Source organism: Kitasatospora sp. NPDC018058 (assembly GCF_044327205.1).
GTDB lineage: Bacteria > Actinomycetota > Actinomycetes > Streptomycetales > Streptomycetaceae > Kitasatospora.
In genome coordinates this window covers 25,847-52,829 of record NZ_JBIRFA010000037.1, presented here as the reverse complement: position 1 = coordinate 52,829, position 26,983 = coordinate 25,847, and the positions used below count along the sequence as shown (strand labels likewise).

At 74.5% G+C, this 26,983-nt stretch carries 11 protein-coding genes; 5 read left to right on the top strand and 6 right to left on the bottom strand.

The window, feature by feature from the left end:
• Window positions 1–420: 420 nt before the first annotated feature.
• Window positions 421–3,297: an ATP-binding protein gene (locus tag ACH4E7_RS35340; RefSeq protein WP_396253266.1), complete on the top strand. Its 2,877-nt coding sequence runs from the start codon at window positions 421–423 to the stop codon at window positions 3,295–3,297.
• Between the two features lie 4 nt (window positions 3,298–3,301).
• On the opposite strand, the gene ACH4E7_RS35335 is transcribed toward ACH4E7_RS35340, so the two are convergent.
• Together ACH4E7_RS35335 and ACH4E7_RS35330 are read right to left on the bottom strand one after the other, a co-directional pair.
• The gene (locus ACH4E7_RS35335) at window positions 3,302–4,018 is read right to left on the bottom strand and encodes a TetR/AcrR family transcriptional regulator (protein WP_396253265.1); all 717 of its coding nucleotides are present in this window, start codon (window positions 4,016–4,018) and stop codon (window positions 3,302–3,304) included.
• A gap of 23 nt (window positions 4,019–4,041) precedes the next feature.
• Window positions 4,042–5,463: an MFS transporter gene (locus ACH4E7_RS35330; RefSeq protein WP_396253264.1), complete on the bottom strand. Its 1,422-nt coding sequence runs from the start codon at window positions 5,461–5,463 to the stop codon at window positions 4,042–4,044.
• A gap of 117 nt (window positions 5,464–5,580) precedes the next feature.
• Here ACH4E7_RS35330 and ACH4E7_RS35325 point away from each other — a divergent pair, with 117 nt between their 5' ends.
• The 4 genes from ACH4E7_RS35325 (at window position 5,581) to ACH4E7_RS35310 (ending at window position 9,813) form a co-directional block, all read left to right on the top strand.
• Entirely contained in the window at window positions 5,581–7,344 is a 1,764-nt protein-coding gene (locus tag ACH4E7_RS35325; RefSeq protein WP_396253263.1) for an ABC transporter ATP-binding protein, read from the top strand.
• Window positions 7,345–7,604: 260 nt separating this feature from the next.
• Complete coding sequence (locus ACH4E7_RS35320) at window positions 7,605–8,456, top strand: helix-turn-helix domain-containing protein (RefSeq protein ID WP_396253262.1); 852 nt, start codon at window positions 7,605–7,607, stop codon at window positions 8,454–8,456.
• A 15-nt stretch (window positions 8,457–8,471) separates the two neighbouring features.
• Window positions 8,472–8,687, top strand: a complete 216-nt coding sequence (locus ACH4E7_RS35315) for a DUF397 domain-containing protein (protein ID WP_396253261.1) — start codon at window positions 8,472–8,474, stop codon at window positions 8,685–8,687.
• Window positions 8,688–9,063: 376 nt separating this feature from the next.
• Window positions 9,064–9,813 carry a class I SAM-dependent methyltransferase gene (locus ACH4E7_RS35310; RefSeq protein WP_396253260.1) on the top strand — a complete coding sequence of 250 codons (750 nt, stop codon included), beginning with the start codon at window positions 9,064–9,066 and terminating at the stop codon, window positions 9,811–9,813.
• Window positions 9,814–10,028: 215 nt separating this feature from the next.
• Here ACH4E7_RS35310 and ACH4E7_RS35305 read toward each other — a convergent pair whose 3' ends face one another.
• From ACH4E7_RS35305 to ACH4E7_RS35290, 4 genes are read right to left on the bottom strand one after another with little or no spacing between them, the layout of a single operon-like run.
• Window positions 10,029–11,105 carry an alpha/beta hydrolase gene (locus ACH4E7_RS35305; RefSeq protein ID WP_396253259.1) on the bottom strand — a complete coding sequence of 359 codons (1,077 nt, stop codon included), beginning with the start codon at window positions 11,103–11,105 and terminating at the stop codon, window positions 10,029–10,031.
• Window positions 11,102–11,926, bottom strand: a complete 825-nt coding sequence (locus ACH4E7_RS35300; RefSeq protein WP_396253258.1) for a 2-oxo acid dehydrogenase subunit E2 — start codon at window positions 11,924–11,926, stop codon at window positions 11,102–11,104. Before ACH4E7_RS35300 ends, ACH4E7_RS35305 begins: the two co-directional genes overlap by 4 nt.
• Entirely contained in the window at window positions 11,923–15,033 is a 3,111-nt protein-coding gene (locus ACH4E7_RS35295; protein WP_396253276.1) for a type I polyketide synthase, read from the bottom strand. The genes ACH4E7_RS35300 and ACH4E7_RS35295 overlap by 4 nt, the downstream gene beginning before the upstream one ends.
• Window positions 15,034–15,089: 56 nt before the next feature.
• Window positions 15,090–26,981: an SDR family NAD(P)-dependent oxidoreductase gene (locus tag ACH4E7_RS35290; protein WP_396253257.1), complete on the bottom strand. Its 11,892-nt coding sequence runs from the start codon at window positions 26,979–26,981 to the stop codon at window positions 15,090–15,092.
• Between the last annotated feature and the right edge of the window lie 2 nt (window positions 26,982–26,983).

Below are 26,983 nucleotides of genomic sequence, written 5' to 3'. Positions count from 1 at the left end.
AGAGGCTCTAAAGTCGGCCCAAGTCGGGCGCGGGGGCGCCCGGAGGGGCCCGCGCGGTTCGCCCGGGCGGCAAAAGGTCGCAGGCGACGCGGCGGTCTTGGGAAAGATTTGACAGTTGACCTTTTTTCAGTATCGGTCATACATTCATGCCGTCGTATCCACCCGCCGAGGAGGCGTGATGCAGTGCGATGGCCACCGGGTCGGCCGTTCCGCCCGGAAGACGGCAAGTGAGCGGGGCGCCAACAGCGCGAGCACACTTCGGGGTTCCAAGGGCCGGGCGACCGGATCGGGTGTTCACTGCTGCCGGGTGTGAGCGGCCATGGTCGTGGGGCCGGCCCGGTACGGCCCGGAGCGCGGAGCTGAAAGCAGAAGTCCGGTACGACGAGGCGGCGTCGATCGATCTGCGGCACAGGGGGAATGATGACGATCGAGCTTGTCGAACGACGCAGAGAACTCGACTCCCTGGAGGAGTTGCTCCGGGCCACCGCGCTCGGCAGATGTCAGGTGGCCCTGGTCGGCGGACCGGTCGGCAGCGGGAAGACCGAGCTGCTGCACGCCCTCGCGGAGAGCGCGATGCGTCAGGACGCGGTGGTGTTCACCGCCCTCGCCGCCTGCTCCGAGCAGGTCGCGCCGATGGCCGTGATCTCCCAACTGCTCTCCCCGTCGACGGCCTCGGAGACCTCCCCGTCGCTGTTGCGGGCGCTCGCCGAGGCCGCCGCGGAGGTGCTCACCCTGTCGCCCGAGGCCCTGCTCGCGGGGGACGGCGTGCTGTCCACGCCCGCCCTGGACGCCCTGTGCGCCGCGCTGGTGGCCGCGGCGGCCGACCGGCCGGTGGTGATCTGCGTCGACGACGTCCAGTTCGCGGACGCGGGATCACTGGACTGCCTGCTGCACCTGATGCACCGGCTGCGCTACGCCCGGGTGCTGTTCGTCCTGAACGAGTCGGACCACCACCACCGCTACAACCCGCTCTTCCGGGTCGAGTTGCTCCGCCAGCCCGGCTTCCGTCGGATCCGGGTGGGCCCACTGTCGCCGGCCGGTGTCGAGCAGATGGCCGGCGCCGAACTGGGCCGTGACTGGGCCGTCGCGCACGGCGCCCGCTGCCACGCCGTCACGGGCGGGAACCCGCTTCTCGTCCGGGCGCTCCTGGACGACCACCGGACCGCCGCGGCCCTGGCCTGCTCCGAACGGCCGGACGACGCCCTGGAGATGGGCGACTCCTACGGCCAGGCGGTGCTGGCCTGCCTGCACCGGGGCAGCGAGCCGATGCTGATGGTCGCCCGTGCCCTCGCCGTGCTGGACGCCTCCGGGGCGCCCGAGTTGGTCGACCGGCTGGTCGGCCTCGCCCCCCAGGAGGTGGGCCAGGCCGTCGAGGAGCTCGCGGTGGCCGGGGTGCTCGCGGACGGCGGCTTCCGCCACCCGGCGGCGCGGGCCGCGGTGCTGGACGACCTGAGCCCCGACCACAAGGTGCGGCTGCACCGCTCGGCGGCCCGGCTGCTGCACAGCACCGGCGCGTCGGCCTTCGAGGTGGCCCACCACCTGCTGGCCGCCGACGAGCCGGACGAGCCGTGGGCGTCGCAGATCCTGCGCGCGGCGGCCGACCTCGCCCTGCACGACGACGAGGCCGAACTGGCCATCCGGCTGCTGAAACTGGCGACCCGCGCGGCCGTCTGCGAGGACGAGCGGCTGGCCGTCACGATCGACCTGGTCCGCGCCGAGTGGCGGGTCAACCCGGCGCTCTCCGCCAGCCGCCTGGACTCGCTGGCCGCAGCCCTGCGGGACGGCCGACTGCTCCCCTTCGAGGCGATCGGCGTGGCCAAGACGATGCTCTGGCACGGCCGGGTCGCCGATGCGGTGGAGGCGCTCTCCCTGCTCGGCCGGCTCGGTGAGCACAGCCGCGAGCTCGCCGCCGAACTCGGCGCGCTGGCCAAGTGGTTGCGCACCTGCTACCCCGAACTCCTGGAGCACCTGCCGACCGTGCCGACCGCCGGCAAGGCCCGTACCCTGCTGATCGGCTTCGAGTCCCGGGCGGCCGGCCTGCTGTCCACCGTGCTGACCGGGGACGCGGACGATGCCACGCTCAGTTCCGCGGAGCAGATCCTGCGGGCCTCCGAGCTGGACGACACCATGCTCGAACCGATCGAGCACGCCCTGCTCACACTCGTCTACGCGGACCAGCCGGCCCGGGCCGCCAGCTGGTGCGACCCGCTGCTCGACGAGGCCGTCAGCCGCAACGTCCCGGCCTGGGTGGCCCGGCTCTCGTCCATCCGGGCCCTGGCCGCGGTCCGCCAGGGCGACATGGCGGCCGCCGAGCGGCACGGCGAGACCGCGCTCGCCCAGCTCACCCCGCGCAGCTGGGGGATGGCGGTCGGTATGCCGCTGGCCGGACTGATCCTGGCCAAGAGCGCGCTGGGCGACCACGACGGCGCGGCGGCCCTGGTGAACAACCCGGTGCCGAAGAGCATGCTGACCACCCGCTACGGCCTGCACTACCTGCACGCGCGCGGAATCCACCACCTGGCCACCGAGCGCCTCGGCGCGGCCCTGTCCGACTTCGTCACCTGCGGCGACCTGATGGACCGCTGGGACATCGACCGGCCGGCCCTCGTCCCCTGGCGGTCCGCCGCCGCGAGCGCGCTGCTGCGCCTCGGGGAGCGGGAGCAGGCGGTCATGCTGGCGGAGGAGCAGCTGGAGAAGACCGGCCCCGGACACTCCCGCAGCCGCGGCATCACCCTGCGCACGCTCGCGCGGGCCGGTGAGGCGGGCCGCCGCCCGATCCTGTTGCGGGAGGCCGTCGCCAATCTGGAGCAGGCCGGGGACCGCTTCGAACTCAACCTGGCCATGGCCGAGTTGGAGGAGTCGCAGGCTGCGCTCGACCGGCCGGACCCGCCCCGGGGGCTGCTGGAACAGACCCTGTGCCTGGCCCCGGAGAGCCGGCCCGAGCCGGCCGAGGACCCAGCGTCCGACGAGCCGGAGGCCTGGGTCCCCGCCCAGCGCGCGCCCGGGCAGGCCGACGTCGCCGCGCTCAGCGACGCCGAGCTGCGGGTGGCCGCGCTGGCCTCGCTGGGCTGCACCAACCGGGAGATCGCGAGGAAGCTCTTCATCACCGTCAGCACCGTGGAGCAGCACCTGACCCGGGTGTACCGCAAGCTGAAGGTCGGCCGCCGCGCCGACCTCCCCGCCGACCTCCAGGTGCCGCTGCCGGAGACGGCCGTGGCGCAGTCCGCGCGCATGCTCGTGGTCGCCTACCGGCGCAAGGTCGCCCTGAACAACCGGCGGGCGGCCGAGGCCGGGTGACGCGTCAGTAAGCCCGCTGGAGCTGTTCGCGGTGGCCGTCGGCCATCACCCGGAAAAGGTCGCTGACCCGGGCGTTGAGCTTGGCGAGGGCGGCGGGGTCGGGCGGGGTGTCGCTCTCCAGCGAGCGCCGCAGCACGTGCGCCAGGAGGTCGGCGCGTGCCTCCAGCGGCAGCCCGTCGTCCTCGCCGAGCTCGTGCGCCGTGTAGAAGCCGCGGCTGACGTTGGCCAGGACGTGGACGGCCTCGGCCGACGACAGTTCGGGGCGCAGGATGCCCTCGTCGGCCAGCATCTGCAGGTAGTCGGGGTTCTCGGCGAGGTCCTGCTGGGCGGCGCGGACGCTCTCGTCCCGGGCGAGGTTGCCGAGGACGGCGGCGTCGGCCAGCAGCAGGGCGCGGACCAGGGGGCGGCGGACGCCCTCAAGGAAGATGACCCGCATCAGCCGGTGCGGCAGGGCGAGGGTCGGTTCCTTGCCGAGTTCGTCCACCAGGTGGTCGAAGAGCCGGAGGGCCTCGCGCTGCAGGACGGCCCAGAAGAGGGCTTCGCGGGTCTTCCAGTGCAGGTAGACGGTGCCCTTGCCGATGCCGGCGCGGGAGGCGACGTCGTCGATGGTGACCCGGCGGTAGCCGTGCTGTTCCAGCAGTTCGGCGGTGATGTCGAGGATCCGCTCGGCCCGTTCCTGGCGAGCGCCGGACCCACTGGGAAGGCGGCTGGAGTGATTCACGGTTCTCATCGTAGAACGATCTTTCAAAGTTCGTCGACTGTCCGGTACGGCTGAAGGAGCGCCACGCACAGGGCCGTCAGCACCAGCAGGAAGCAGCTCAGCCCGGCGGCGCAGCGGATCCCCGAGCAGTACGCGGCCGCGTCGACGGGGAGCCGCAGCGCCCCGTCGACGCCGCCCGACCTGGCCCGGTAGACGAGGTCCAGCGCGCTGCCCGGCAGGGCGGCGCCGAGTGCGCCGCCCAGGTTCTGGAACCAGCGCGAGAGGCGGCTGCCGGCCCGGGCGCGGGCGGTGGGCAGCGTGTCGAGCACGGTGTCGGTGGCGATCGGCGAGGCGACGCCGAGCCCGATGCCGAGCAGTCCCAGTGCCGAGCCGACCGGTTCGTAGCCGCTGGTGGGGCCCAGCCCGGCCAGCGAGGCCTGCCCGGCGGCGGCCAGCAACAGCCCCAGGGTCAGCGCGGACCGCTCGCTCGACCAGGTGGTCAGCCGTTCGCTGACGGCGCCGCCGACGGCCACCCCGACGGCCAGCGGCAGCAGCTTCACCCCCGTGGCCAGCGGGCTCTGGTGCTGGACGAACAGCAGGAACGGCGCGACGACGAGCAGTGTGCCGGTGATGGCGAGGGTGCCCGTCAGTCCGGCGAGGAGGGCCGGGACGATCCGGCGGTCGGTGAGCAGTCGCAGTTCGACCAGGGGTGCCGCCGTGGTCAGTTCGTGCCGGGCGAAGGCCGCCAGCAGGAGGGCGGCGGCGGTGAGGGAGGCCCGTACGCCGGGGGAGGTCCACCCGACGGTGGGTCCGGCGATGACCCCGTAGGTGAGGGCGGTGACGCCGGCGGCGGAGAGGGCCAGACCCGGCCAGTCCATGGGTGGTGCACCGGCCCGGCGGTGGTCGGGCACCGCGAGGGCCGCCGCGACCATGGCGGCGGCGGTGATCGGCAGGTTGAGCAGGAAGATCGAGCTCCAGGAGAAGTGGGTGAGCAGGACCCCGGTGGCGAGCGGTCCCAGCGGCAGGCCGAGCATCGCCGCGACCGAGGCGGCCGCGACCGCCCGTGACCGGTTCTCCCCGGGAGAGGCGGTGGCCAGTGAGGCGAGCGTCTGCGACATGATCACGGCCGCGCTGGCGCCCATCACGGCGCGCAGCCCGATCAGCGGTCCGACGGTGGTGACCAGGGCGGCCGCCAGCGAGGCCGAGCCGAAGAGCGCCAGCCCGGCGAGCAGCAGTCTGCGGTGGCCCAGCAGGTCGCCGAGCCGTTCGGCCGGCAGCAGCGAGCAGAGCCAGGCCAGTGAGTAGGCGGCGATGACCCAGCGCAGGCTCGCGGTGTCGGTTCTGAGGCGGGCGGAGAGTGCGGGCAGGGCGTTCACCAGGACGTAGTTGTCGAGTCCGACCAGCAGGACGCCGAGTGCCACGGTGACGGGTCGGCGCCAAGGGCGGGCGTAAGCGCTTGTGATCACTCTCCACCTCCTCAAAACAACGTATGACTAGATTTGAAAACTAGTCAACAGTGCAGACAGTGGGGGGCGTTCCGTGGTTGACTGATATCGAAAGCTGGTCACGCAAGGGAGGTATCGGTGATCGAGGTTCGTGGACTCAGCAAGCGTTTCGGTGAGGTCGTCGCGGTCGACGACCTCACCTTCACCGTCCGCCCCGGCGAGGTCACCGGCTTCCTCGGGCCCAACGGCGCCGGCAAGACGACCACCCTGCGGATGATCCTGGGGCTCGACTCCCCGACCGCCGGAACGGTCTCCTTCGACGGGCGACGGTTCGCCGACCTGCCCGCGCCACTGCGCCAGGTCGGGGCCCTGCTGGACGCCCGGGCGGTGCACCCGAGCCGCACGGCCTCCCAGCACCTGCTCGTCCTCGCCCACAGCAACGGGATCGACCCGGCGCGGGTGCCCGCGGTCCTGGAGACGGTCGGGCTCGAACGGGCCGCCCACCGCCCCACCTCGGGCTACTCGCTCGGCATGCTCCAGCGCCTCGGCCTGGCCGCCGCCCTGCTCGGCGACCCGCCCGTGCTGATCCTCGACGAGCCGTTGAACGGCCTCGACCCGGAGGGCATCGTCTGGTTCCGCGGTCTCATGCGGGAGCTGGCGGCCGAGGGGCGCACCGTCCTGGTCTCCAGCCACCTGATGGCCGAGATGGCGCTCACCGCGGACCACCTGCTGGTGGTCGGCGGCGGACGGCTGCTCGCCGACATGAGCGTCGAGGCGTTCACGGACGCCAACGCGGCCATCGAGGCCCTGGTGCGCACGCCGAACGCGACGGCCTTCGGCGGCGAACTGGCCGCCGCGGGCGCCGAGGTACGGCCGGTGGACCACGAAACGCTCAAGGTGACCGGCCTGGACAGCGCCAAGATCGGCGCCCTGGCCGCCGGATCCGGCGTCGTCCTGCACGAACTCTCCACCAGCCGAAGGTCGTTGGAGGAGGCGTTCATGGCGCTGACCGGCGCCACCGCCCAGTACAGCGCCACCCCCGCCGCCGTCCCCGAGGAGGACGGCGCGCCCGTCCGCCCCACCCGACGCGAGGCCCCCGAGCCCACGTCGGTCACCCGACGCCCGCCGACCTTCGGGGACCTCGTCCGGTCGGAATGGGTGAAGCTGCGCACCACCAAGTCCGGCCAGTACCTCACCCTCGGCACGGTGGTGGCGGGCGTCGGACTCGCCGTGCTCACCAGCAACTCCGCCGGCGAGCAGTACGCGTCGATCCCCGCGAGCGAGCGGCAGGGCTTCGACCCGACCGAGATCAGCTTGCGCGGCCACCTGCTCGCCCAGCTCACGATCAGCCTGCTGGGCGCCCAGGCGATGACCGCGGAGTACAACACCGGCACCATCACCAGCAGCCTCACCGCCGTGCCGCACCGCGGGCGGCTGCTGGCCGCCAAGGCGGTGGTGGTCGGTGCGGCCGCCCTGCCAGTCGGCCTCGCCGCCACCGTCGGCGGCTTCCTCGGCGGCCAGCGCATGCTCGCCCGCCACGGCGCCCCGCACGCCCGGCTCTCCGACCCGAAGTCGCTGCGCGCCGTGCTCGGCGGCGGCCTCTACCTCGCCAGCGCCGGGCTGCTCGGCCTGGGCGTCGGCGGGCTGCTGCGCAGCACCTCCGGCTCGGCCACCAGTCTGTTCGGGGTGACGCTGATCCTGCCGGCCTTCTCGCCGACGCTGCCGGGCAAGCTCGCCAAGTGGGTGGCCACCTACTGGCCGACCCGGGCCGGCGCGCAGATCATGACGGTCCACCAGGACCCCCGGCTGATGCGCCCGTGGCCGGGACTCGGCGTCATGTGCGCCGTCACCGGCGGTGTCCTCGGCAGCGCCTACCTGGTGTTCCGGCACCGGGATGCCTAGCCGGGACGCCTGGCCGCAATGCCACTGACGTTGCGGCCTTTCAGAACAGGAAGTCGACCGGATAGGGCGGGGCCGTGGACACCACGGCCCCGCCCTCAGGCGTATCGCGCTCACGCCCTTACGCCGAGCGACGTGGGCGCGCACTCGCACCAGACCACCTTGCCGACCCCACCCGGGTGCGGGAAGTGCGGAACATTTTCCGATCTCGGTTTTCAAGTAATTTGGCATCAGTTCCGCCTCGCTCATGTGGAGTTGATCACATGGGCCAACCGCGCCCCTCGGTTCGCCGTCGCCGCGTAGCGAGCTTGCTCATCCGGCACCGTGAGGCGGCGGACAAGACGCCGGATGAGGCCGCGACCCGCATCGACTGTTATCGCTCCAAGATCAGTCGGATGGAGAATGCCTGGCTGCCGATCTCCAGCAGCGAGTTGCGGGACCTGCTCACGTTCTACGGCGTGGACGATCCGGGTTACGTGGAGGAAGTGGCCGCGCTCAACCGGAAGGGTTCAGAGCGCGGTTGGGCCCAGCAGTTCGACATCTCGCCGCCGTCGTACGTCGACTACATCGACTACGAGGAGAGCGCCAGCCACATCCGCTCGTTCCAGCCGATGATGGTCGCGGGCTTGTTGCAGACAGCGGACTACGCACGTGCCGTCTACCGGGCATCGCCGTTCGACATCCCGCCGGAGCGAATCGACGAGCTCGTGGCAGTTCGCCTGCAGCGGCAGAAGGTTCTGGATCGCGCTGAGCCACCGCAGCTCAGCGTGATCCTGGGAGAAGCCGCCCTTCGAGGGCATGTAGGCGGGCTGGACGTCCTGCGGAAGCAGTTGGATCACCTGCGGCAGTTGGGTAACCGGCCGAACATCGAGCTACAGGTGCTGCCCTTCAGCGCGGGAGCCCATGCCGGAATCATGGGCTCATTCGTGCTCTTCAGCTTCTCCACGACGGCCTTCTCCGATGTGGCGTGCGTGGAGCACCAAGCCGGCATGCTCTATATGGAGAAGCCCGAGGAGACGTCTGCCTTTACGCTCACGTTCGACTCGTTGCGTTCGAGTGCGTTGAGTGCATCCCAGAGCCGCGACCTACTCACCCGGGTCATACGAGAGTTGTAGCGGTATCGACCGGAGGTGCTGAAGGTGTCTGCTCCCGATCTCAGCGGTGCGAACTGGCGGAAGAGCTCGTTCAGTGGAGAGACCGGGGCCTGCATCGAGGTCGCGAACGGGTTCCCAGGGGTGCTTCCCGTCCGTGACTCCAAGGATCCGCAAGGGCCTGCTCTCCTCTTCACCGCCGACGCCTGGAACGCTTTCATCGCCGCTGTTCGCGCGGGTGACTTCCCCAGGTAGCGCCGAGTTCGGCCAGTCAGTTGCTGTTTCTCCGCCCCTCCGGATCGGTCCGGAGGGGCGGAGAGACGAAGCTGCATCAGGTGTAGGAAGTCGGCCTGGCCGACTTCCTGCACAGAGGGCCCAGATAGTGCCGCCGCTTCGGCCATGCCGAAGCGGCGACGGGGCGACAGGACGAGGCGGGGAGTGCTGCTCGACTCTGCTTTCGCCAGCACTGTCGACCACGCCCGGGAGCCCCTGGCTGAAGTCACTCCGGGGCACCAAGTACTCGTCTCGCTGAGCCCACCTACGTGGGCTCAGCGCTTGCCCTGAGTCCCTGTGAGAATGTCAGAGAAGCCTGTTCTCGGCCCGCACTCACGAACCCTTCGGAGCTGCCCCAGTGACGAGCAATACCGCACAGCAGGATGCCGCAGTTGCCGACAGGGCGATTCTTGCGAACAACGCGTACGCCGACGGACGCCACCTTGCCGCTCGCCAATCGATCTACCGGTGGCAACAGCCGCAGTACGACCTGCCGGGAATCATTGTTGAGGAACTGGCCGACATCAGCGGCACGGTCGTCGACGTCGGCTGCGGCAACGGCAAGTTCGTCAACCGCCTGCAGTGCGACCGCCCGGACCTTCAGGTCGTCGGCATGGACATCTCGGCGGGCATCCTCGCCGATGTCGCGAAACCGGTTCTGGTGGCCGACGCCCAGGCCCTGCCCTTCGCCGACGACAGCGCCGACGCCGTGCTGGCCCTGCACATGCTGTACCACGTAGGCGACATCGAGGCCACCATCAAGGAACTGGTCCGCGTCCTCCGGCCTGGGGGCCTGCTCATCGTCTCGACCAACAGCGATCTCGACAAGCAGGAGCTGGACAGGTTGTGGGCCAGGGCCGCCGGCGAGGTGCTCGGGATTCCCGAGGGGCCGGCACGGGTCTCCCTCAGCTCCCGGTTCTCGCTGGAGAAGGCCCCCGGTTACCTCGGGACAGCGTTCAAGAACATTCGGGTGCGGCAACTGTCCGGGATCATCGAGATCACCGACCCAGCCCCGGTCATGACACGGGGCGAAGCCCCCGCGCGGCACGCGCGGCCGGAATCCCCGTGCTTTAGCGCGGGGAGGAAGTCAACAATGCTGATCTCCTGAATCGACAGTCCTCGTTCCTCGCTGGCTGGCTCTTGTTTCGCTGCCCCGTCGGACTCGTCCGGCGGGGCAGCGAAACGAAACTGCATCAATCCCAGGAGCGTGCAACATCACCGCAGCCCTTCCCCGTTCTGCGCAGGAAGTCCGGCTGGGCCGCCCCCACGAAGGATGGCGCCGCACCCCTCGGTGGGCGCGGCGCCGTCGGGTGCGGCGGTGGATCAGCCGAAGCGTCCGCGGATCCGGGCCAGTTGCGCGAGCACCGCGAGCGCGGCGCGCTGCGGCACCGCGCCGCCCCGCATGGCCAGCAGCGAGCGCGCGGTGAAGAGCTGGGTCTCGACCACGTGGTCCGGCGCACCGTGCACGTCGTCGTGTTCCAGCATCCGCAGCCGGCGCACGTTCCGGAGCAACAGCCCGGGATCCTCCGGCGGGATGATCTCGTCACGCCGGCTCGCCACATAGGCGACCGGGATGTCGAGGGCGGCCAGCTCCTCGCCGGTCAGTGCCCATCCGCGCAGCTCCGTGAAGAGCCGCTGCTCCTCGACACCGGTCATGTGCACCAGCGTGTCGATCGTGACCCGGGGGATCCGCGGCCGCCAACCGGCGTCGGTGAAGAAGCCGTTGACCGGCGCGCCGACGGTCAGCACGCCCCGGATCCGGGGGTCGGCCGACGCGCAGCGCAGCGCGAGGTGGCCGCTGAAGCTCATGGCGAGCGCGTACGTCTCGCGCACCCGGGCCCGGTCCTCGACGGCGTCGAGCAGGCCCGAGATCATGCCCGGGCTGTCGGCGTCGTACGGCAGCGAGTTCTCCCCGCAGCTCGGCATGTCGGTGACCATCGCCGCGAAGCCCAGCCGGCGGAAGATCCTCAGCGCGGGTGCCCACTGCTCCTTGACGCTGACGTTGCCGCCCATGAGCAGCAGCAGCGGGCGCCGGTCGGTGGGGCTGAGACCGCTCTGCCAGCAGACCACCCGGCCGCCCTTGAGGTCGACCTCCAGCCGGTGGATGTCCTGCCCGGTCTCGCGGCGCCAGCGCTCGAAGGAGGCGAGGCTGAGGTCCAGTGCGGCGAGCCGGGCCGGTCCGTCCACGAAGGGGAACCTCGCCATGATGAAGTGCCGGCAGGCCTCCAGGTGCTGCCCGGCCCGCCCGAGCCGCTCGCCCTCGGCGGCCCACTCGCCGACCCAGGAGCCCGGGCCGTCCTCGTCGTGGCGGATCCGCTCCAGCACCGCGGCGTAGTTCCGGATCCGCTGGCCGCGGGCGTGCGCGCCCACGTACTGCTTGAGTTCCCGCAGGTCGTTCATCGTGCCCCCTGCTGAACGGCGGCGGCCGGGGCGGTCGGCTCCGCGGACGGCTGCTCGAAGGTCTCCAGCGCCGCCTTGATCTCGGCCAGGACGTCCGCGGCCTCCGCGCCGTCGATCACCCGGTGGTCGAAGGTGAGGGTGAGCCGCATGGTCGGGGCGACCGTCACCCGCCCGTCGCGGACCACCGGGCGCTCGGCGACCTGGCCGAGGCCCAGCGTGATCGTGGTGCCGCCGACGGAGGCGAAGCCGTCGACCGGCCGGTGCGACAGCGAGGTAACCGCGAAGGTGCCGAAGGTGGTCGCCCGACGGCTCAGCGGCCGGACGCCGAGCCGGAACAGCCACCCGCCCACCGGCCACGGCAGCCGGTGCAGCAGCCGGGTGCCCGCGTACTCGGGCATCACCTGCGGGTCGCCGTCGCGGTGGTGCTCGATCCGCCGCTGGATCTCGGCCAGTCCGGTGTTCTGCAGGTCGGTCAGGACGGTCGACAGCACGATCCGCTCGCCGCCGACCGTCTTGTCCAGGGTGATCTTGCCGTTGACGGACGGGTAGCGGGCGACCTTGGGCCGGCCGCCGCCGCGGATCGCCGCGTTGGCCTGCGGGTGACGGGCCAGCACCCGCGCCGTCGCGTACAGCACGTAGGTCAGGACCGAGGAGCGCTCACCGCGCTCCCGGGCGTCCGACCGGAGCCGCTGGACGGCCGACATGTCGACCTCGGTGTCGAGGAAGACCGGCGAGAACGCGCGGATCTCGCGCAGGAACTGCAGGGTGTGCCGCCGCTGGGGCGCGATCCGGCTGATCCGGGTACCGCTCCGCTCCGTCACCGGGCCACCCCCTGGGCGGCCGGCGAGCCGTCGACGAGGTCGGCCAACTGCTCGGCCAGGTGCTGGGCGAGCAGCCGCGGGGTGGGGTTGTCGTAGACCATGCCCGGGGTGACCTCGATGCCGTCCTCGCTCATCAGCCGGGTGAGTTCGAGCGCGGTGAAGGAGGTGAGCCCCAGCTGGAGGAAGTCGTCGTCGGGGTCGAGGGTGTCGGCCCGCTCCACCCCGAGGACGGCGGCCGCGTGGCCGAGCACCACCTCGACCAGGAAGTCGGGCCGGTCGGCCGGCAGCACCAGGGCCAGCCGCGCCAGTGCCGGCACCGCCAGCTCCTCCTCGTCCGCCGCCTCGGCCGCGTCCGCCGTCCCGGCCGGTGCCGGCGCGGTGGCCGCCGGTTCGACGGCCGCCGCGGTCAGCGGGAGCGGGTCCAGCCAGTACCGTTCGCGCTGGAACGCGTACGTCGGCAGGGTGACCGGCGCGGCCCCGGTGGAGCCGAGCAGGACGGGCCAGTCGACGGCGGTCCCCGCCACCTCCAGGGCCGCCGCCGCGTGCAGCAGGGTGAGCGCCTCCGGCCGGTCGGCCCGCAGCACCGGGGTGCCGCCGACCAGCCCCGAGAGGGTGGCGTCGGGCCCGAGCTCGACGAAGGTGGTCACGTTCTCGGCGCGCAGGGTCTCGGTGCCGCGGTGGAAGCGGACGGCGGCCCGGATGTGCCGGGCCCAGTAGCCGGGGTCGGTCAGCTGTTCGGCGGTGGCGAGCTCGCCGGTGACGTTGGAGACCACCGGGATCGTCGGCGGGTGGTACTCGGCCTTCTCGGCGAGGGCGCGGAACTCGTCCAGGACGGTGTCCGCGTGCGGGGAGTGGAAGGCGTGGCTGACGGTGAGCCGCTTGGCCTTGCGCCCGCGGTCACGCCACTGCTGGGCGATCGCCAGGACGGTCGCGCGGCCGCCCGAGACCACCAGTGAGTCCGGGCCGTTGACCGCGGCGACGTCCACGTCCCGGTGCCCCTCCAGCAGCGGGCGGATCTCCTCCTCGGTCGCCTGGAGGGCGACCATCGCGCCGTCCCCGGACATCCCCTGCAACAGCCGGCCGCGGGCGGCGACCAGCGCGGCGGCGTCCGGCAGCGCGAGCACCCCGGCCAGGTGGGCGGCCGTCAACTCGCCGATGGAGTGGCCGATCAGGTAGTCGGGCTCGGCGCCGCAGGAGCGCAGCAGCCGGTAGAGGGCGGTCTCCACGGCGAAGAGTGCCGGCTGGGTGTACTCGGTGGTGTCCAGCAGGGCGGCCTCGGGGCTGCCCGCGGGGGCGAACACCAGGTCGCGCAGCGGCCGCTCCAGGTGCCGGTCCAGTTCGGCGCAGACCTCGTCGAAGGCCGCCGCGTAGACCGCGAAGCGCTCGTACAACGCGCGGCCCATGCCCGGCCGTTGGCTGCCCTGACCGCTGAGGACGAACGCGGTCCGGCCGGACGCGCGGACCCGCCCGCGCACCACGGAGGCGGCGGCGCGGCCCTCGGCGAGCGCCGTCAGCCCGGCCCGCGCGGCCTCCGGCCCGTCGGCCACCACGACCGCGCGGTGCTGGAACCGGGTGCGGGTGGTGGCCAGCGCGTGGCCGATCGCGGCGGGCTCGGCCTCGGGGTGGTCGGCGGTGACGTCGAGCAGCCGGGCCGCCTGCTCGCGCAGCGCCTGGGCGGTGCGGCCGGAGAGCAGCCAGGCGGTCAGTCCGGTTTCGGCCGGGACCGCCTCGGTCGGTTCCGCGTCCGTCGGTTCCGCGGCGGGCTCGGCCGGCGGCGCGCCCTCCACGATGACGTGGGCGTTGGTGCCGCTGATGCCGAAGGAGGACACGGCGGCCCGGCGGGGGCGGTCGGTCTGCGGCCAGGGCACCGTCTCGGTCAGCAGCCGCACCGCCCCGTCACCCCAGTCGACGTGCGGGGTGGGCGCGTCGACGTGCAGGGTCTTCGGCAGCAGGCCGTGCCGCATCGCGAGCACCATCTTGATGATCCCGGCGATGCCGGCGGCCGCCTGGGTGTGGCCCAGGTTGGACTTGAGCGAGCCGAGCCAGAGCGGCCGGTCGATCGGCCGGCCCTTGCCGTAGGTGTTGAGCAGGGCCTGCGCCTCGATCGGGTCGCCGAGCACGGTGCCGGTGCCGTGGCCCTCCACCGCGTCGACGTCCTCCGGCACCAGACGGGCGGCGGCCAGCGCCGCGTGCACCAGCCGCTCCTGGGACGGTCCGTTGGGCGCGGTGAGCCCGTTGCTGCCGCCGTCCTGGTTGACCGCCGAACCGCGGATCACGGCCAGCACCTGGTGCCCGTTGGCGTGGGCGTCGGAGAGCCGCTCCAGCAGCACCACCCCGGCGCCCTCGCCCCAGCCGGTGCCGTCGGCGGCGGCCGCGAAGGACTTGCAGCGGCCGTCGGCGGCCAACCCGCGCTGCCGGCTGAACTCGACGAACACCCCGGGGGTGGCCATCACGGTGACCCCGCCGGCCAGCGCCAGCGTGCACTCGCCGCGGCGCAGTGCCTGGCAGGCCAGGTGCACGGCGACCAGCGAGGACGAGCAGGCGGTGTCGACGGTCACCGCCGGGCCCTCCAGCCCGAAGGTGTACGACACCCGGCCGGAGGCGACGCTGCCCGCGCTGCCGGTGCCGACCATGCCCTCGACCTCCGGGGGAGTGCGGCCGATCAGCCGGGACCCGTAGTCGCCGTACATCACGCCCGCGAACACGCCCACCTGTTCACCGCGCAGCGCCGCCGGCACCAGGCCTGCCCGCTCGAAGGTCTCCCAGACGACCTCCAGCAGCAGCCGCTGCTGCGGGTCGATGGCCGCCGCCTCGCGCGGGCTGATGCCGAAGAAGGCGGCGTCGAAGCGGTCGGCGTCGTGGACGAAGCCGCCCTCCCGGGTGGTGATCCGGCCGGTCCGGGCGGGGTCGGGGTCGTACAGGTCCTCCGGCCAGCCGCGCCCCTCGGGCAGGGCGCCGACGGCGTCCCGGCCCTCGTCGACCAGCCGCCACAGGTCCTCGGGGGAGCGCACGCCCCCCGGGTAGCGGCAGCCCATGGCCACCACCGCGATCGGCTCGGACTCCAGGTCCTGCAGCCGCTGCTTGGTCCGGGCCAGATCCGCCGTCACCCACTTGAGGTACTCGACGAGTTTCTCCTCGTTCGCCATCGCTGTTCGCTCCTCCGTCACGTCGTGGCCCTGCCGAGTTCCCGGTCGATGAAGTCGAAGACCTCGTCCACGCTGGCGTCGCCGATGCGTTCGGCGACCGCCTGGGCGGGGTCGTCCGCGGTCCCGTGCCAGCGGTCCAGCAGCCGCTGGAGCCGGGCGGTGACCCTGCCCCGCTCGCGGTCCCGGTCCGGCAGCGCCAGCAGGGCGGCCTCCAGCCGCGCCAGCTCCGTCAGCACCTGCTCGGCCGGGTCGGCCGCGTCCACCAGGTTCCGCAGCAGGTATTCGGCGACCGCGGCGGCGTTCGGGCGGTCGAAGACCAGCGCGGCGGGCAGCCGCAGACCGGTCGCCGCCGCCAGCCGGTTGCGGAACTCCACGCCGGTCAGCGAGTCGAAGCCCAGCTCCAGGAAGGACCGGTCCGGGGCGATCGCGTCCGGCTTGGCGTGGCCGAGTACGGCGGCCATGGTGGTGCGCACCGTGTCCAGCAGCAGCTTCTGCTGCCCCGCGGCCTCCAGCCCGGCCAGCCGGGCCCGCAGGGCGGCGCTGTCCACGGCGCCGGCCCGTCGGGCGGGCACCCGTACCAGGCCGCGCAGCACCGGCGGCAGCGTGCCGTCGGTCGCCCGGCGGCGCAGCGCCGGCAGGTTGAGCCGGGCGGCGACGGGCGCGGGCAGGGGGCCCGCCAGCGCGGCGTCGAGCAGCTCCAGCGCCGCGGCGGTGGTCATCGCGCTCAGACCGCCGCGCTCCACCCGCGCCGACTCGACGCCGGTGGTCAGCCCGCTGGCCTCCGCCCACAGGCCCCAGGCCACCGAGGTGGCGGGCAGCCCGAGGGCGTGCCGGTGTTCGGCCAGGGCGTCCAGGAAGGCGTTGGCCGCCGCGTAGTTGGCCTGTCCGGGGGCGCCCAGCACCCCGGCGGCCGAGGAGTAGAGCACGAACGCGGTCAGCGGCAGGTCGGCCGTCAACTCGTGCAGGTGCCAGGCCGCGTCGGCCTTCGGCCGCAGTACGGCCGTCAGGTGCTCCGGGGTGAGCGAGGGGACGGTCGCGTCCCGCAGCACCCCGGCCGCGTGGAAGACGGCGGACAGCGGCCGGTCGGGCGCGATGCCCCCGAGCAGGGCGGCGAGCGCCGCGCGGTCGGCGGTGTCGCAGGACTCGACGGTCACCTCGGCGCCCAGCGCGGTGAGTTCGGCGACCAGCTCTTCGGCCCCGGCGGCCGTCCGGCCCTGCCGGCTGGTGAGCAGCAGGTGCCGCACCCCGTACGCGCTGACCAGATGCCGGGCGAGGACACCGCCCAGCACGCCGGTGCCGCCGGTGACGAGCACCGTGCCGTCGGCCGGGAGGACCGGCCGACCGCCGGCGGTGGCCGGCTCGGCGGCCAGCCGGGGGACGGTCACCGTGCCCGCGCGCAGGGCGAGTTGGGGCTCGCCGGTGGCCAGGGCGGCCGGGGCGGCGCGCAGTGAGCGCGGGTCGTCGTCCAGGTCGAGCAGGGCCAGCCGGTCGGGGTTCTCCGACTGGGCCGAGCGCAGCAGGCCCCAGAGCGTGGCGGCGGCCGGGTCGGGCCGCTCGCCGGCGGCGGCGGCCACGGCTCCGCGGGTGGCCAGCACCAGGCGCCGCTCGGCCGCCTCCGGGTCGGCCAGGAACTCCTGGACCACCGTGAGCGCCCAGGCCGGCAGGGCCCGTGCCCGCTCGGCCGGGCCGCCCTCGGCGGCGGGCGCCGGGGCGCAGTCCGCGGCCTCGACCCCGGCGGCGAGCAGGGCCTCGGTCAGCACCGGGGAGCCGGCCACCAGCCAGGGCCCGGACACCGGGCGGGCGGTCGCGGCCGACGGCGCGGCCCATTCCAGCCGCATCAGCGGCTGTCCGGCGCCCGCGCGCAGGGTGCCCAGCACCTCGGCGGAGACCGGGCGCAGCGCCAGTTCGCCGACCTCGGCGACCGGGGTTCCGTGCTCGTCGGCGAGCCGCAGTGCCACGGTCTCCGGTCCGCTCGCCGTCAGCCGCACCCGCAGCCGCCGGGGTTCGGCGGCCCAGGTGCGCACGCCGCTCCAGGCGAACGGCAGCCGCACCTCGCCCGGCCCCTCGGACCAGACGGTGGCCGGATGGAGCGCCGCGTCCAGCAGTGCCGGGTGCAGGACGAAGCCGCTCACCGCGAGCCCCTCCTCCACCGCGACCTCCGCGTAGACACCGGCCTCGTCCCGCCAGACGGCCTGGACGCCCTGGAAGGCGGGGCCGTAGCCGAGGCCGGTGTCGGCCAGCGCGGGGTAGAAGGCCGACAGGTCCAGCGCGGTGGCGCCGGCCGGCGGCCAGGCCCCGCCCGGCTCGGCCGACGCCGCCAACTCGGCCGGCTCCGCCGGCACGGGCGTCTCGGCGCGGGCCAGGACGCCGGTGGCGTGGCGCACCCACTCGCCGTCCGGCTCCTCCTCCGCCGGGCGCGAGTGCAGCGTGAACGAGCGGCGGCCGTCCGGGTCGGGCTCGCCGACCATGGCCTGGAGCAGGACGGCGCCGCGCTCCGGCAGCACCACGGGGGCGTGCAGGGTCAGCTCCTCGACGGTGTCGCAGTCGCTCTGGGCGGCCGCGTGCAGCGCGAGGTCGACGAAGGCCGTACCGGGCAGCAGGACCGTCTCGTGCACCGCGTGGTCCGCGAGCCAGGGGTGGTCGGCGAGCGACACCCGTGCGGTCAGCAGCCGGGCGCCGCCGGGCAGCGTGGTGCCCGAGCCGAGCAGCGGGTGCCCGGTGGCGGCCAGCCCGACGCCCGCGGCACTGCTCCGGGTCTGCGGGCGCAGCCAGTACGACCGGTGCTGGAACGGGTAGGCCGGCAGCTCGATCCGGCGCGGCCGGGCCGCCTCGAACGACCGCTCCCAGGCCACCGCGACCCCGGCCGTGTGGGCGCCGGCGAGCGAGGTGAGGAAGCGCCGCAGCCCGCCGTCGTCCCGCCGCAGGGTGGGGATGACGGTGCCGGTGCCGTCCAGGATCGCCTCCGTCGCGACGGTGAGCACCGGGTGCGGGCTCGTCTCGACGAAGGAGCGGAACTGCGCGCCGGCCAGCGCGGACACGGCCTGGTCGAAGCGGACGGGCCGGCGCAGGTTCTCGTACCAGTAGTCGGCCGTCATCCGGGTGGTGTCCAGCGGCTCACCGGTGAGGGTGGAGTAGAGCGGGATGTCCGCGGCCCGGGGCGACAGCCCGTCGAGCTCGGCGAGCAGCCGCTCCCGGATCGCCTCGACGTGCGGGGTGTGCGAGGCGTAGTCGACCGGGATGGTGCGGGCCCGCAGGTCCTCGTCCCGGCATTGCTGGACGAAGCGCTCGACGTCCTGCGGGGCGCCGGCCACGACGGTGGCCGCCGGGCCGTTGCACACGGCCACCGTCAGGTCGCCGCCGAAGGCCGCCAGCCGCGCGCTCACCTCGTCGGCCGGCAGCGGGATGCTGGCCATCGCCCCGGTGCCGGCCAGCTCGGTCAGGGCCCGGCTGCGCAGTGCGACCACCCGGGCGGCGTCGTCCAGGTCGAGCGCGCCGGCGATGTGCGCGGCCGCGATCTCCCCCTGGGAGTGGCCGACCACGGCGTCCGGGCGCACGCCGGCGGCCTGCCAGAGCCGCGCCAGCGAGACCATCACCGCGAACAGCGCCGGCTGCACCGCGTCGACGCGGTCCAGCGGCGGCGCGTCGGGCCGTCCGAGCAGGACGTCCAGCAGCGACCAGTCGGTGTGGCGGCCCAGCGCGTCGGCGCAGGCCCGGATGCTCTCCCGGAAGACCGGCGAGGTCTCCAGCAACTCGCGGGCCATGCCCTCCCACTGGGCGCCCTGCCCGGGGAAGACGAAGGCCACCTTGCCGGGCGTGCCGGCCACGCCCTCGACCAGCCCGGGGGCCTGCTCCCCGCGCGCCAGCGCGGACAGGCCGTCGCGCAGTTCGGCCGGGTCGGCGCCGATCACCACGGCCCGGTGCGGGTGCTGGTCGCGCGTGGTGACCAGCGAGAAGCCCAGGTCGGCCGGGGCGGGTGCGGGCTCGGCGGCCAGCAGCTCGGCGAGCCCGGCGGCCTGCTCGCGCAGGGCCAGGCCGTCCCGGGCGGACAGTACCAGCGGCAGCACCGCGGGCGCGTGGTCGGCGGTCCCGGGTTCGGGAGCCGCAGCCGGTGCGGGGGCGGCCTCCAGGATCAGGTGGGCGTTGGTGCCGCTGATACCGAAGGAGGAGACGCCGGCCCGCCGGGGGCGGCCGGTCTCCGGCCACGGCGTGTTCTCGCTCAGCAGTCGGACGGCGCCGGCCGACCAGCTGACGTGCGGGCTGGGTTCGTCGATGTGCAGGGTGCGCGGCAGTTCGCCGTGGCGCAGCGCCTGCACCATCTTGATGATCCCGGCGATGCCGGCGGCGGCCTGGGTGTGCCCGATGTTGGACTTGATCGAGCCGAGCAGCAGCGGCCGGTCGGCCGGGCGGTCCTGTCCGTAGGTGGCGAGCAGGGCCTGGGCCTCGATCGGGTCGCCCAGCACGGTGCCGGTGCCGTGCGCCTCGACCGCGTCCACGTCCGCCGGGGTCAGCCCGGCGGAGGCCAGCGCGGCCCGGATGACCCGCTGCTGGGAGGGGCCGTTGGGCGCGGTGAGGCCGTTGCTGGCACCGTCCTGGTTGACCGCCGAACCGCGGATCACTGCCAGGACCTCGTGCCCGTTGGCCCGGGCGTCGGAGAGCCGCTCCAGCAGCATCATGCCGACGCCCTCACCCCAGCCGGTGCCGTCCGCGGCGCCCGCGAAGGGCTTGCACCGGCCGTCGGGCGCCATCCCGCGCTGCCGGCTGAACTCCAGGAAGATCCCCGGGGTGGCCATGATGGTCGTGCCGCCGGCGAGCGCCATGGTGCACTCGCCGCTGCGCAGCGACTGCACCGCCAGGTGCGCCGCGACCAGCGAGGACGAGCACGCGGTGTCCACGGTGACGGCCGGGCCCTCCAGCCCGAGGGTGTACGCGATCCGGCCCGAGGCGACGCTGGTGGTCGAGCCGGTCAGCACGTAGCCGGCCACCGCCTCCTGGGTGGTGGCGGACCCGGCCCCGTACTCCTGGGCGGCCACGCCGGCGAACACGCCGACCTGGCTGCCGCGCAGGGTGCTGGGCCGGATCCCGGCGTGCTCCAGGGTCTCCCAGGACACCTCCAGCAGCAGCCGCTGCTGCGGGTCCATGGCCTCCGCCTCGCGCGGGCTGATCCCGAAGAAGTCGGCGTCGAAGCCGGCCGCGTCGAGCAGGAAGCCGCCCTGGCGCACGTAGGCGCGCCCGGCCTTGCCCGGCTCCGGGTCGTACAGCTCGTCCAGGTTCCAGCCCCGGCCGCCCGGGTAGTCGGCGATCGTGTCGATCCCCTCGGCGGCCACCCGCCAGAGCCCCTCGGGCGAGTCCGCCCCACCGGGGAAGCGGCAGCCCATCCCGACGATGGCGATCGGCTCGTCCGGCACGGCCGCCGGCCCGGTCGGCGCGGTGGCGGGGGCGGCCTGCGGGGCGCCGCGCAGCCGGGAGAGCAGCTCGGCGGCCAGCTCGGCCGGGGTGGGGTAGTCGAACAGCAGGGTCGCCGGCAGCCGCAGGCCGCTGGCGCGGCCGAGCACGTTGCGCAGTTCGACGGCGGTCAGCGAGTCGAAGCCGAGGTCCTTGAACGGCTGCGCCGGGTCGACCGGTTCGGACGGGTCGTTGCCGAGGACGGCCGCGATCTGACGGTGCAGCAGGTCCAGCAGCACGCCGGTGGCGTCCGCGTCGTCGAGGCCCGCGACCTTGCGCGCCACCTGGGAGGCGCCGGGCGCCGGCGCGGAGGCGCGCGGCCGGGCCGGGCCGAGCACCGGGCCCAGCACGGCGGGCAGCGGCGCCGTGTCGGCGGCCATCCGACGCAGGACCGGCAGGTCGAGCAGAGCCGGGACCACCGTCGGGCGGCCGGCGCCGAGCGCACGGTCGAACAGCTCCATCCCGGTGGCCGCGTCCAGTGCGAGCAGGCCGGAGCGTTCGATCCGCTTGCGCTCCTGGCCGTCGAGGGTGCCGGCCATCCCGGCGGACGGGTCCCACAGACCCCAGGCGAGCGAGACGGCGGGCAGCCCGAGGGCGCGCCGGTGTTCGGCGAGGGCGTCCAGGAAGGTGTTGCCCGCGGCGTAGTTGGCCTGGCCCGGGTTCCCGAGCACACCGGCCACCGAGGAATAGAGCACGAACGCGGCCAGGTCCAGGTCGGCCGTCCGATGGTGCAGGTTCCAGGCGGCGTCCACCTTGGGGCGCAGCACCGTCGACAGCCGCTCGGCGGTCAGCGCGGGCACGGTGGCGTCGTCCAGGGTGCCCGCGCAGTGCACGACGGCGGTCACCGGGTGCTCCGCGGGCACCGCGGCGAGCAGTTCGGCCAGCGCCGCCGGGTCGGCCGCGTCGCAGGCGGCAAGGGTCACCGTCGCGCCCAGCGCGGTGAGTTCGGCGGCCAGGTCGGCCGCACCGGGAGCGGCCGCGCCGCTGCGCCCGGCGAGCACCAGGTGACGCGCGCCGTGGACGGTCACCAGGTGCCGGGCGGCGAGCGCGCCGAGGGTTCCGGTGCCACCGGTGACCAGGACGGTCCCGTCCCGGTCGAGCGGCTGCGGGACGGTCAGCGCCACCTTGCCGATGTGGCGGGCCTGTTGAAGGTGCCGGAAGGCCTCGGGGGCGTGCCGGACGTCGAAGGCGGTGACCGGCAGGGGGGTGAGCACCCCGCGCTCGAAGAGCTCCTGCAGGTCGCCGAGCATCTCCTGGATCCGGTCCGGTCCGGCCTCGGTCATGTCGAAGGCGCGGTAGGCGACCCCCGGGTGCGCCTCGGCGACCCGGTCGGCGTCGCGGATGTCGGTCTTGCCCATCTCCAGGAACCGGCCGCCGCGCGGCAGCAGCCGCAGCGAGGCGTCGACGAACTCGCGGGCCAGCGAGTCCAGGACGACGTCGACGCCGGCGCCGTCGGTCGCGGCGGTGAAGTGCGCCTCGAAGTCGAGGGTCCGGGAGGAGGCCAGGTGGTCGTCGTCCAGGCCGAGTTCGCGCAGCGCGTGCCACTTGCCCGGGCTCGCGGTGCCGAACACCTCGGCCCGCCAGTGCCTGGCCAGCTGGAGTGCGGCCAGGCCGACGCCACCGGCCGCGGAGTGCACCAGCAGCCGTTCGCCCGGGCGCAGGTCGGCGAGGTCGCGCAGCCCGTAGTAGGCGGTCAGGAACACCACCGGGGTGGTGGCGGCCTGGGCGAAGGACCAGCCGGCCGGGACGCGCGCCAGCAGCCGCTGGTCGGTCACCGCGCGGGAGGCGATCGCGCCGTCGAAGAGGCCCATCACCCGGTCGCCGACCCGCAGCCCGGTGACCCCGGGCCCGGTCGCGGTGACGACGCCGGCGGCCTCGCCGCCGATGGACGCCCGGCCCGGGTACATGCCGAGCGCGACCAGCACGTCGCGGAAGTTCATCCCGGCCGCCCGGACGGCGACCCGGACCTGGCCGGGGCCGAGCGGCTCGTCCGGCGCGGTGTCGGTGACCGCCGTCAGCCCGTCCAGCGTGCCGCCCTCGGCGACCTCCAGCCGCCAGGGCGTGCCCGGGTCGTCCGGCAGCCGGACCGGGGCGTCCGGCTCGGCGGCCAGCCGGGGGACGTACCGGGCGCCGGCCCGCAGGGCCAGCTGGTTCTCGCCGCCCGCGAGCGCGGCCGGGAGCGCGGTCTCGACCGGCTCGCGGCCGTCGTGGTCGGCCAGCAGGACGCGGCCGGGGTTCTCCGACTGCGCCACCCGCGCCAGGCCCCAGAGCGCGGCGCCGGCCGGATCGACGGCCGGGTCCTCGGGCAGCGCGGCGACCGCCCGGCGGGTGGCCACCGCGAGGCGGCTGCCTTCCAGCGCGGAGTCGCCGAGGAAGTCCTGCAGGACGGCGAGCAGTTCGGCGGTGGCCCGGTGGGTGCGGGCCGGGACGGACTCGGCGGGGTCGGCCGAGCCGGTGGTGTCGAGGACGATCAGCTCGGGGGCGTCGGCGCCGGAGCGGACGGTCTCGGCGAGCTCGGCCAGTCCGGCCGCCCCGGTGACCACCGGGGCCGGTGCGGGCTCGGTCTCGGAGGCCGTCGCGGAGGCCGCCGCAGAGGCCGCTCCGGAGGTCGGGAGCTGGGTCCAGCCGAGCCGGTACAGCGGGTCCCGGCGGGCGGGGGCGGCGGCGAGCGCCGCGGGGTCGAGGGCCCGCAGGGTGAGCGCCGCGACGGCGCCGACCGGTTCGCCGTCCCGGTCGAACAGGTCCAGGGCGAAGGTGCCGCTCCCCGCGTCCGCCCGGGGGCTGAGCCGCACGCGGAGCACGTCGGCGCCGGTGGCCCGCAGGGCGATGCCGCTCCAGGAGAACGGCAGCCGGACCCGGTCGAGTTCGACCCGGCCGTCCGGGCCGCTGAACAGCAGCGCGTGCAGGGCGGCGTCCAGCAGGGCCGGGTGCAGCCGGTACGGCGCGCCGGCCGTGCCCTCGGGGAGCGCGACCTCGGCGAGGAGGTCGGCGCCGGAGCGCCAGACCGCGTGCAGGCCCCGGAACACCGGGCCGTAGCCGAGACCGAGCGCGTCGAGGTCCTCGTAGAGGCCTTCGACCGGGACGGCGGTGGCGTCGGCCGGGGGCCATTCGGCGGGTGCCGGCGACTGCGGGCCGCCGTCCTCGGCGGTGAGCGAGCCGGTGGCGTGGTGGGTCCACTCGCCGTCGGGCGCGGTCGCCTCGGGGCGTGAGTGGACGGTCAGCGCCCGCGTTCCGCCCTCGCCCTCGGGGGCCACCTGGAGGCGCAGCTGGACCGCGTCGTGGCCGGTCAGCGGCAGCGGGCTGTGCAGGGTGAGCTCCTCGACGCCGGCCAGGCCGCAGCGCGCGGTGGCCTCCAGGGCCAGCTCCAGGAAGCCCGTCCCGGGCAGCAGGACCGTGCCGACCACCCGGTGGTCGGCCAGCCACGGCTGCCCGGCGAGGGTCAGCCGGGCGGTGAACAGCTGCCCGCCGTCCGGGAGTTGGACGGCGGCGTCGAGCAACGGGTGCCCGACCGGGCTCTGCCCGAGGGCCCCGGCGTCGCCGGCCCCGGCGCTGTCCAGCCAGAAGCGGCGGCGCTGGAACGGGTAGGTGGGCAGGTCGAGTTCGGGTGCGGGGGTGCCGGCCAGCACCGCCGACCAGTCGAGGTCGCGGCCCAGCAGGTGCGCCTCGGCGGCCGCCGCGAGGACGCTCCGCGGCTCCGGACGCCCGCGCCGCAGCGGGGCGATGAACACGGCGTCGCCGTCGGCCCCGTCGCCGTCCTCGGCCAGGCACTGCTCGGCCATCGCGGTCAGCGTGCTGTCCGGCCCGATCTCCAGGAAGGCGGTCACGCCGAGGTCGCGCAACTGCCGTACGCCGTCCCGGAAGCGGACCGCCTGCCGGACGTGCTCGGTCCAGTACCCGGCCGAGCGCAGCTCCTCGTCGGCCGGGCGGCCGGTGAGGTTGGAGATCACCGGGATGCGCGGCGACCGGTACTCCAGGCCCTCGGCGACCTGGCGGAAGTCCGCCAGCACCTCGTCCATGTGGGGGGAGTGGAAGGCGTGGCTGACCGTCAGCCGGCGGGTCTTGCGCCCGAGCGAGGCGAAGTGCGCGGCGATCCGCTCCACCGCGGCCCCGTCGCCCGAGACGACGACGGCACGCGGGCCGTTGACGGCGGCGATCGCCACCTCGGCCGGATGCTCGGCGACCAGCGGGGCGACCTCGTCCTCGGCGGCCTGGACGGCGGTCATCGCACCACCCGGCCGGGCCGCCTGCATCAGCCGGCCGCGGGCCTGCACCAGGGTGCAGGCGTCCTCGACCGACAACACGCCGGCGACGTGGGCCGCGGCGAGCTCGCCGATCGAGTGCCCGATCACATGGTCGGGCGCCAGCCCCCAGGACTCCAACAGGCGGTAGAGGGCGACCTCGACGGTGAACAGGGCGGTCTGGGTGTGCTCGGTGCGGTCGAGCAGGGCGGCCTGCGCCGTCCCCTCGGCGGCGAACACGATGTCCTTCAGCGGCTGGTCCAGGCGGCCGCAGATCTCGTCGAAGGCCGCCCGGAAGGCCGGGTAGCGCTCGTACAACTCCCTTCCCATGCCCGGGCGTTGCGCACCCTGGCCGGTGAACAGGAAGGCCAGCCGGCCGCGCCGCCCGCCCGGGGCGAGCAGCCCGGCCGCGGACTCGCCGCGGGCGAGCGCGTCCAGCGCCTCCAGCAGCCCGTCCCGGTCCGGTGCGGTGACCGCGGCCCGGACCGGGTGGTGGCTGCGGGTGAGCGCCAGTGCGTGGGCGACCGCGACCGGGTCCGGCTCCGGGACGGCCGTCAGGAAGGCGTGCAGCTGCGCGGCCTGGGCGCGCAGCGCGGGCTCGCTGCGCGCGGACACCAGCAGCGGCAGCCCGTCGGCGGGCGGGACGGAGTCGGCCGAGGCGGGGGAGTCGGCCGGGACGGTGGAGCTGGTGGCCTGGCCGGACGGGTGGGACGGGTCGGACGGGTCGGACGGGTCGGACGGGTCGGACGGGTCGACGGCGGTCGCGGTCGGCGGCTCCTGGACGATCAGGTGCGCGTTGGTCCCGCTGATCCCGAACGAGGACACGCCGGCGCTGCGCGGCCGGTCGCCGGCCGGCCACGGTTCGGGCCGGCTCAGCAGGGTGACCGCGCCCGCCGTCCAGTCCACGTGCGGGGACGGCTCGTCGACGTGCAGGGTGGCCGGCAGCTGCTCGTGCCGCAGCGCCATCACCATCTTGATCAGCCCGGCGATGCCCGCGGCGGCCTGGGTGTGCCCGATGTTGGACTTGATCGAGCCCAGCCGCAGCGGCCGGTCCGCCGGCCGGTTCTGCCCGTACGCGGCGATCAGCGCCTGGGCCTCGATGGGGTCGCCGAGCGAGGTGCCGGTGCCGTGCGCCTCGACCGCGTCGACGTCCACCGGCGAGAGCCGGGCGGCGCGCAGGGCCTGGCGGATCACCCGCTGCTGGGCGAGGCCGTTCGGGGCGGTGAGGCCGTTGCTGGCGCCGTCCTGGTTGACGGCGGAGCCCGGGATCACGGCCAGGATCCGCCGGCCGCCGCGCACCGCGTCGGAGAGCCGCTCCAGCACCACCAGTCCGGCGCCCTCGCCCCAGCCCGTCCCGTCCGCCGCGGCGGCGAAGGACTTGCAGCGGCCGTCCGGGGCGAGCCCGCGCTGGCGGCTGAACTCCACGAACACCCGGGGGCTGGCCATCACGGTCGCCCCGCCGGCCAGCGCGAGCGCGCACTCGCCGCGCCGCAGCGACTGGACGGCCAGGTGGATCGCCACCAGGGAGGACGAGCAGGCGGTGTCGAGGGTCACCGCGGGGCCCTCCAGGCCCAGGGTGTAGGCGATCCGGCCGGAGGCGACGCTAGTGGTGTTGCCGGTGAGGAAGAAGCCCTCCAGCTCGGGGGCGTCGGCGTGGGCGCCGTACTCCTGCCCGATCACCCCGGTGAACACCCCGGTGTCACTGCCGTGCAGCGACTCCGGCTGGATCGCCGCCCGCTCCAGCGCCTCCCAGGCGACCTCCAGCAGCACACGCTGCTGGGGGTCGGTCGCGCCGGCCTCCCGGCCGCTCATCCCGTGGAAGCCGGCGTCGAAGTCGGGAGCGTCGTACAGGAAGGCGCCCTTGGTCACGTAGCTCTTGCCGTGCGCCTCGGGGTCGGGGTCGTAGAGGGAGTCCTGGTGCCAGCCCCGGTCCTCGGGGAAGTCGCCGACCGCGTCGGTGCCGGAGCTGACCAGTCGCCAGAGGTCCTCGGGCGACCGGACGCCGCCGGGGTAGCGGCAGGCCATGCCGACGACGGCGATCGGCTCGTGCTCGCGCGACTCCAGGTCGTGCAGGCGCTGGCGGGTCTGGCGCAGGCTGGTGGTCGCGCGCTTGAGGTAGTCGCGGAGCCTCTCCTGGCTGCCGGCGTCGTCGGCCTGCGGCCCGGTCTCGTTCACGGCGTCGTCCACGGTGCGGAGTTGACCTTTCTGCTCGATGGGATGCTCCGGCACCG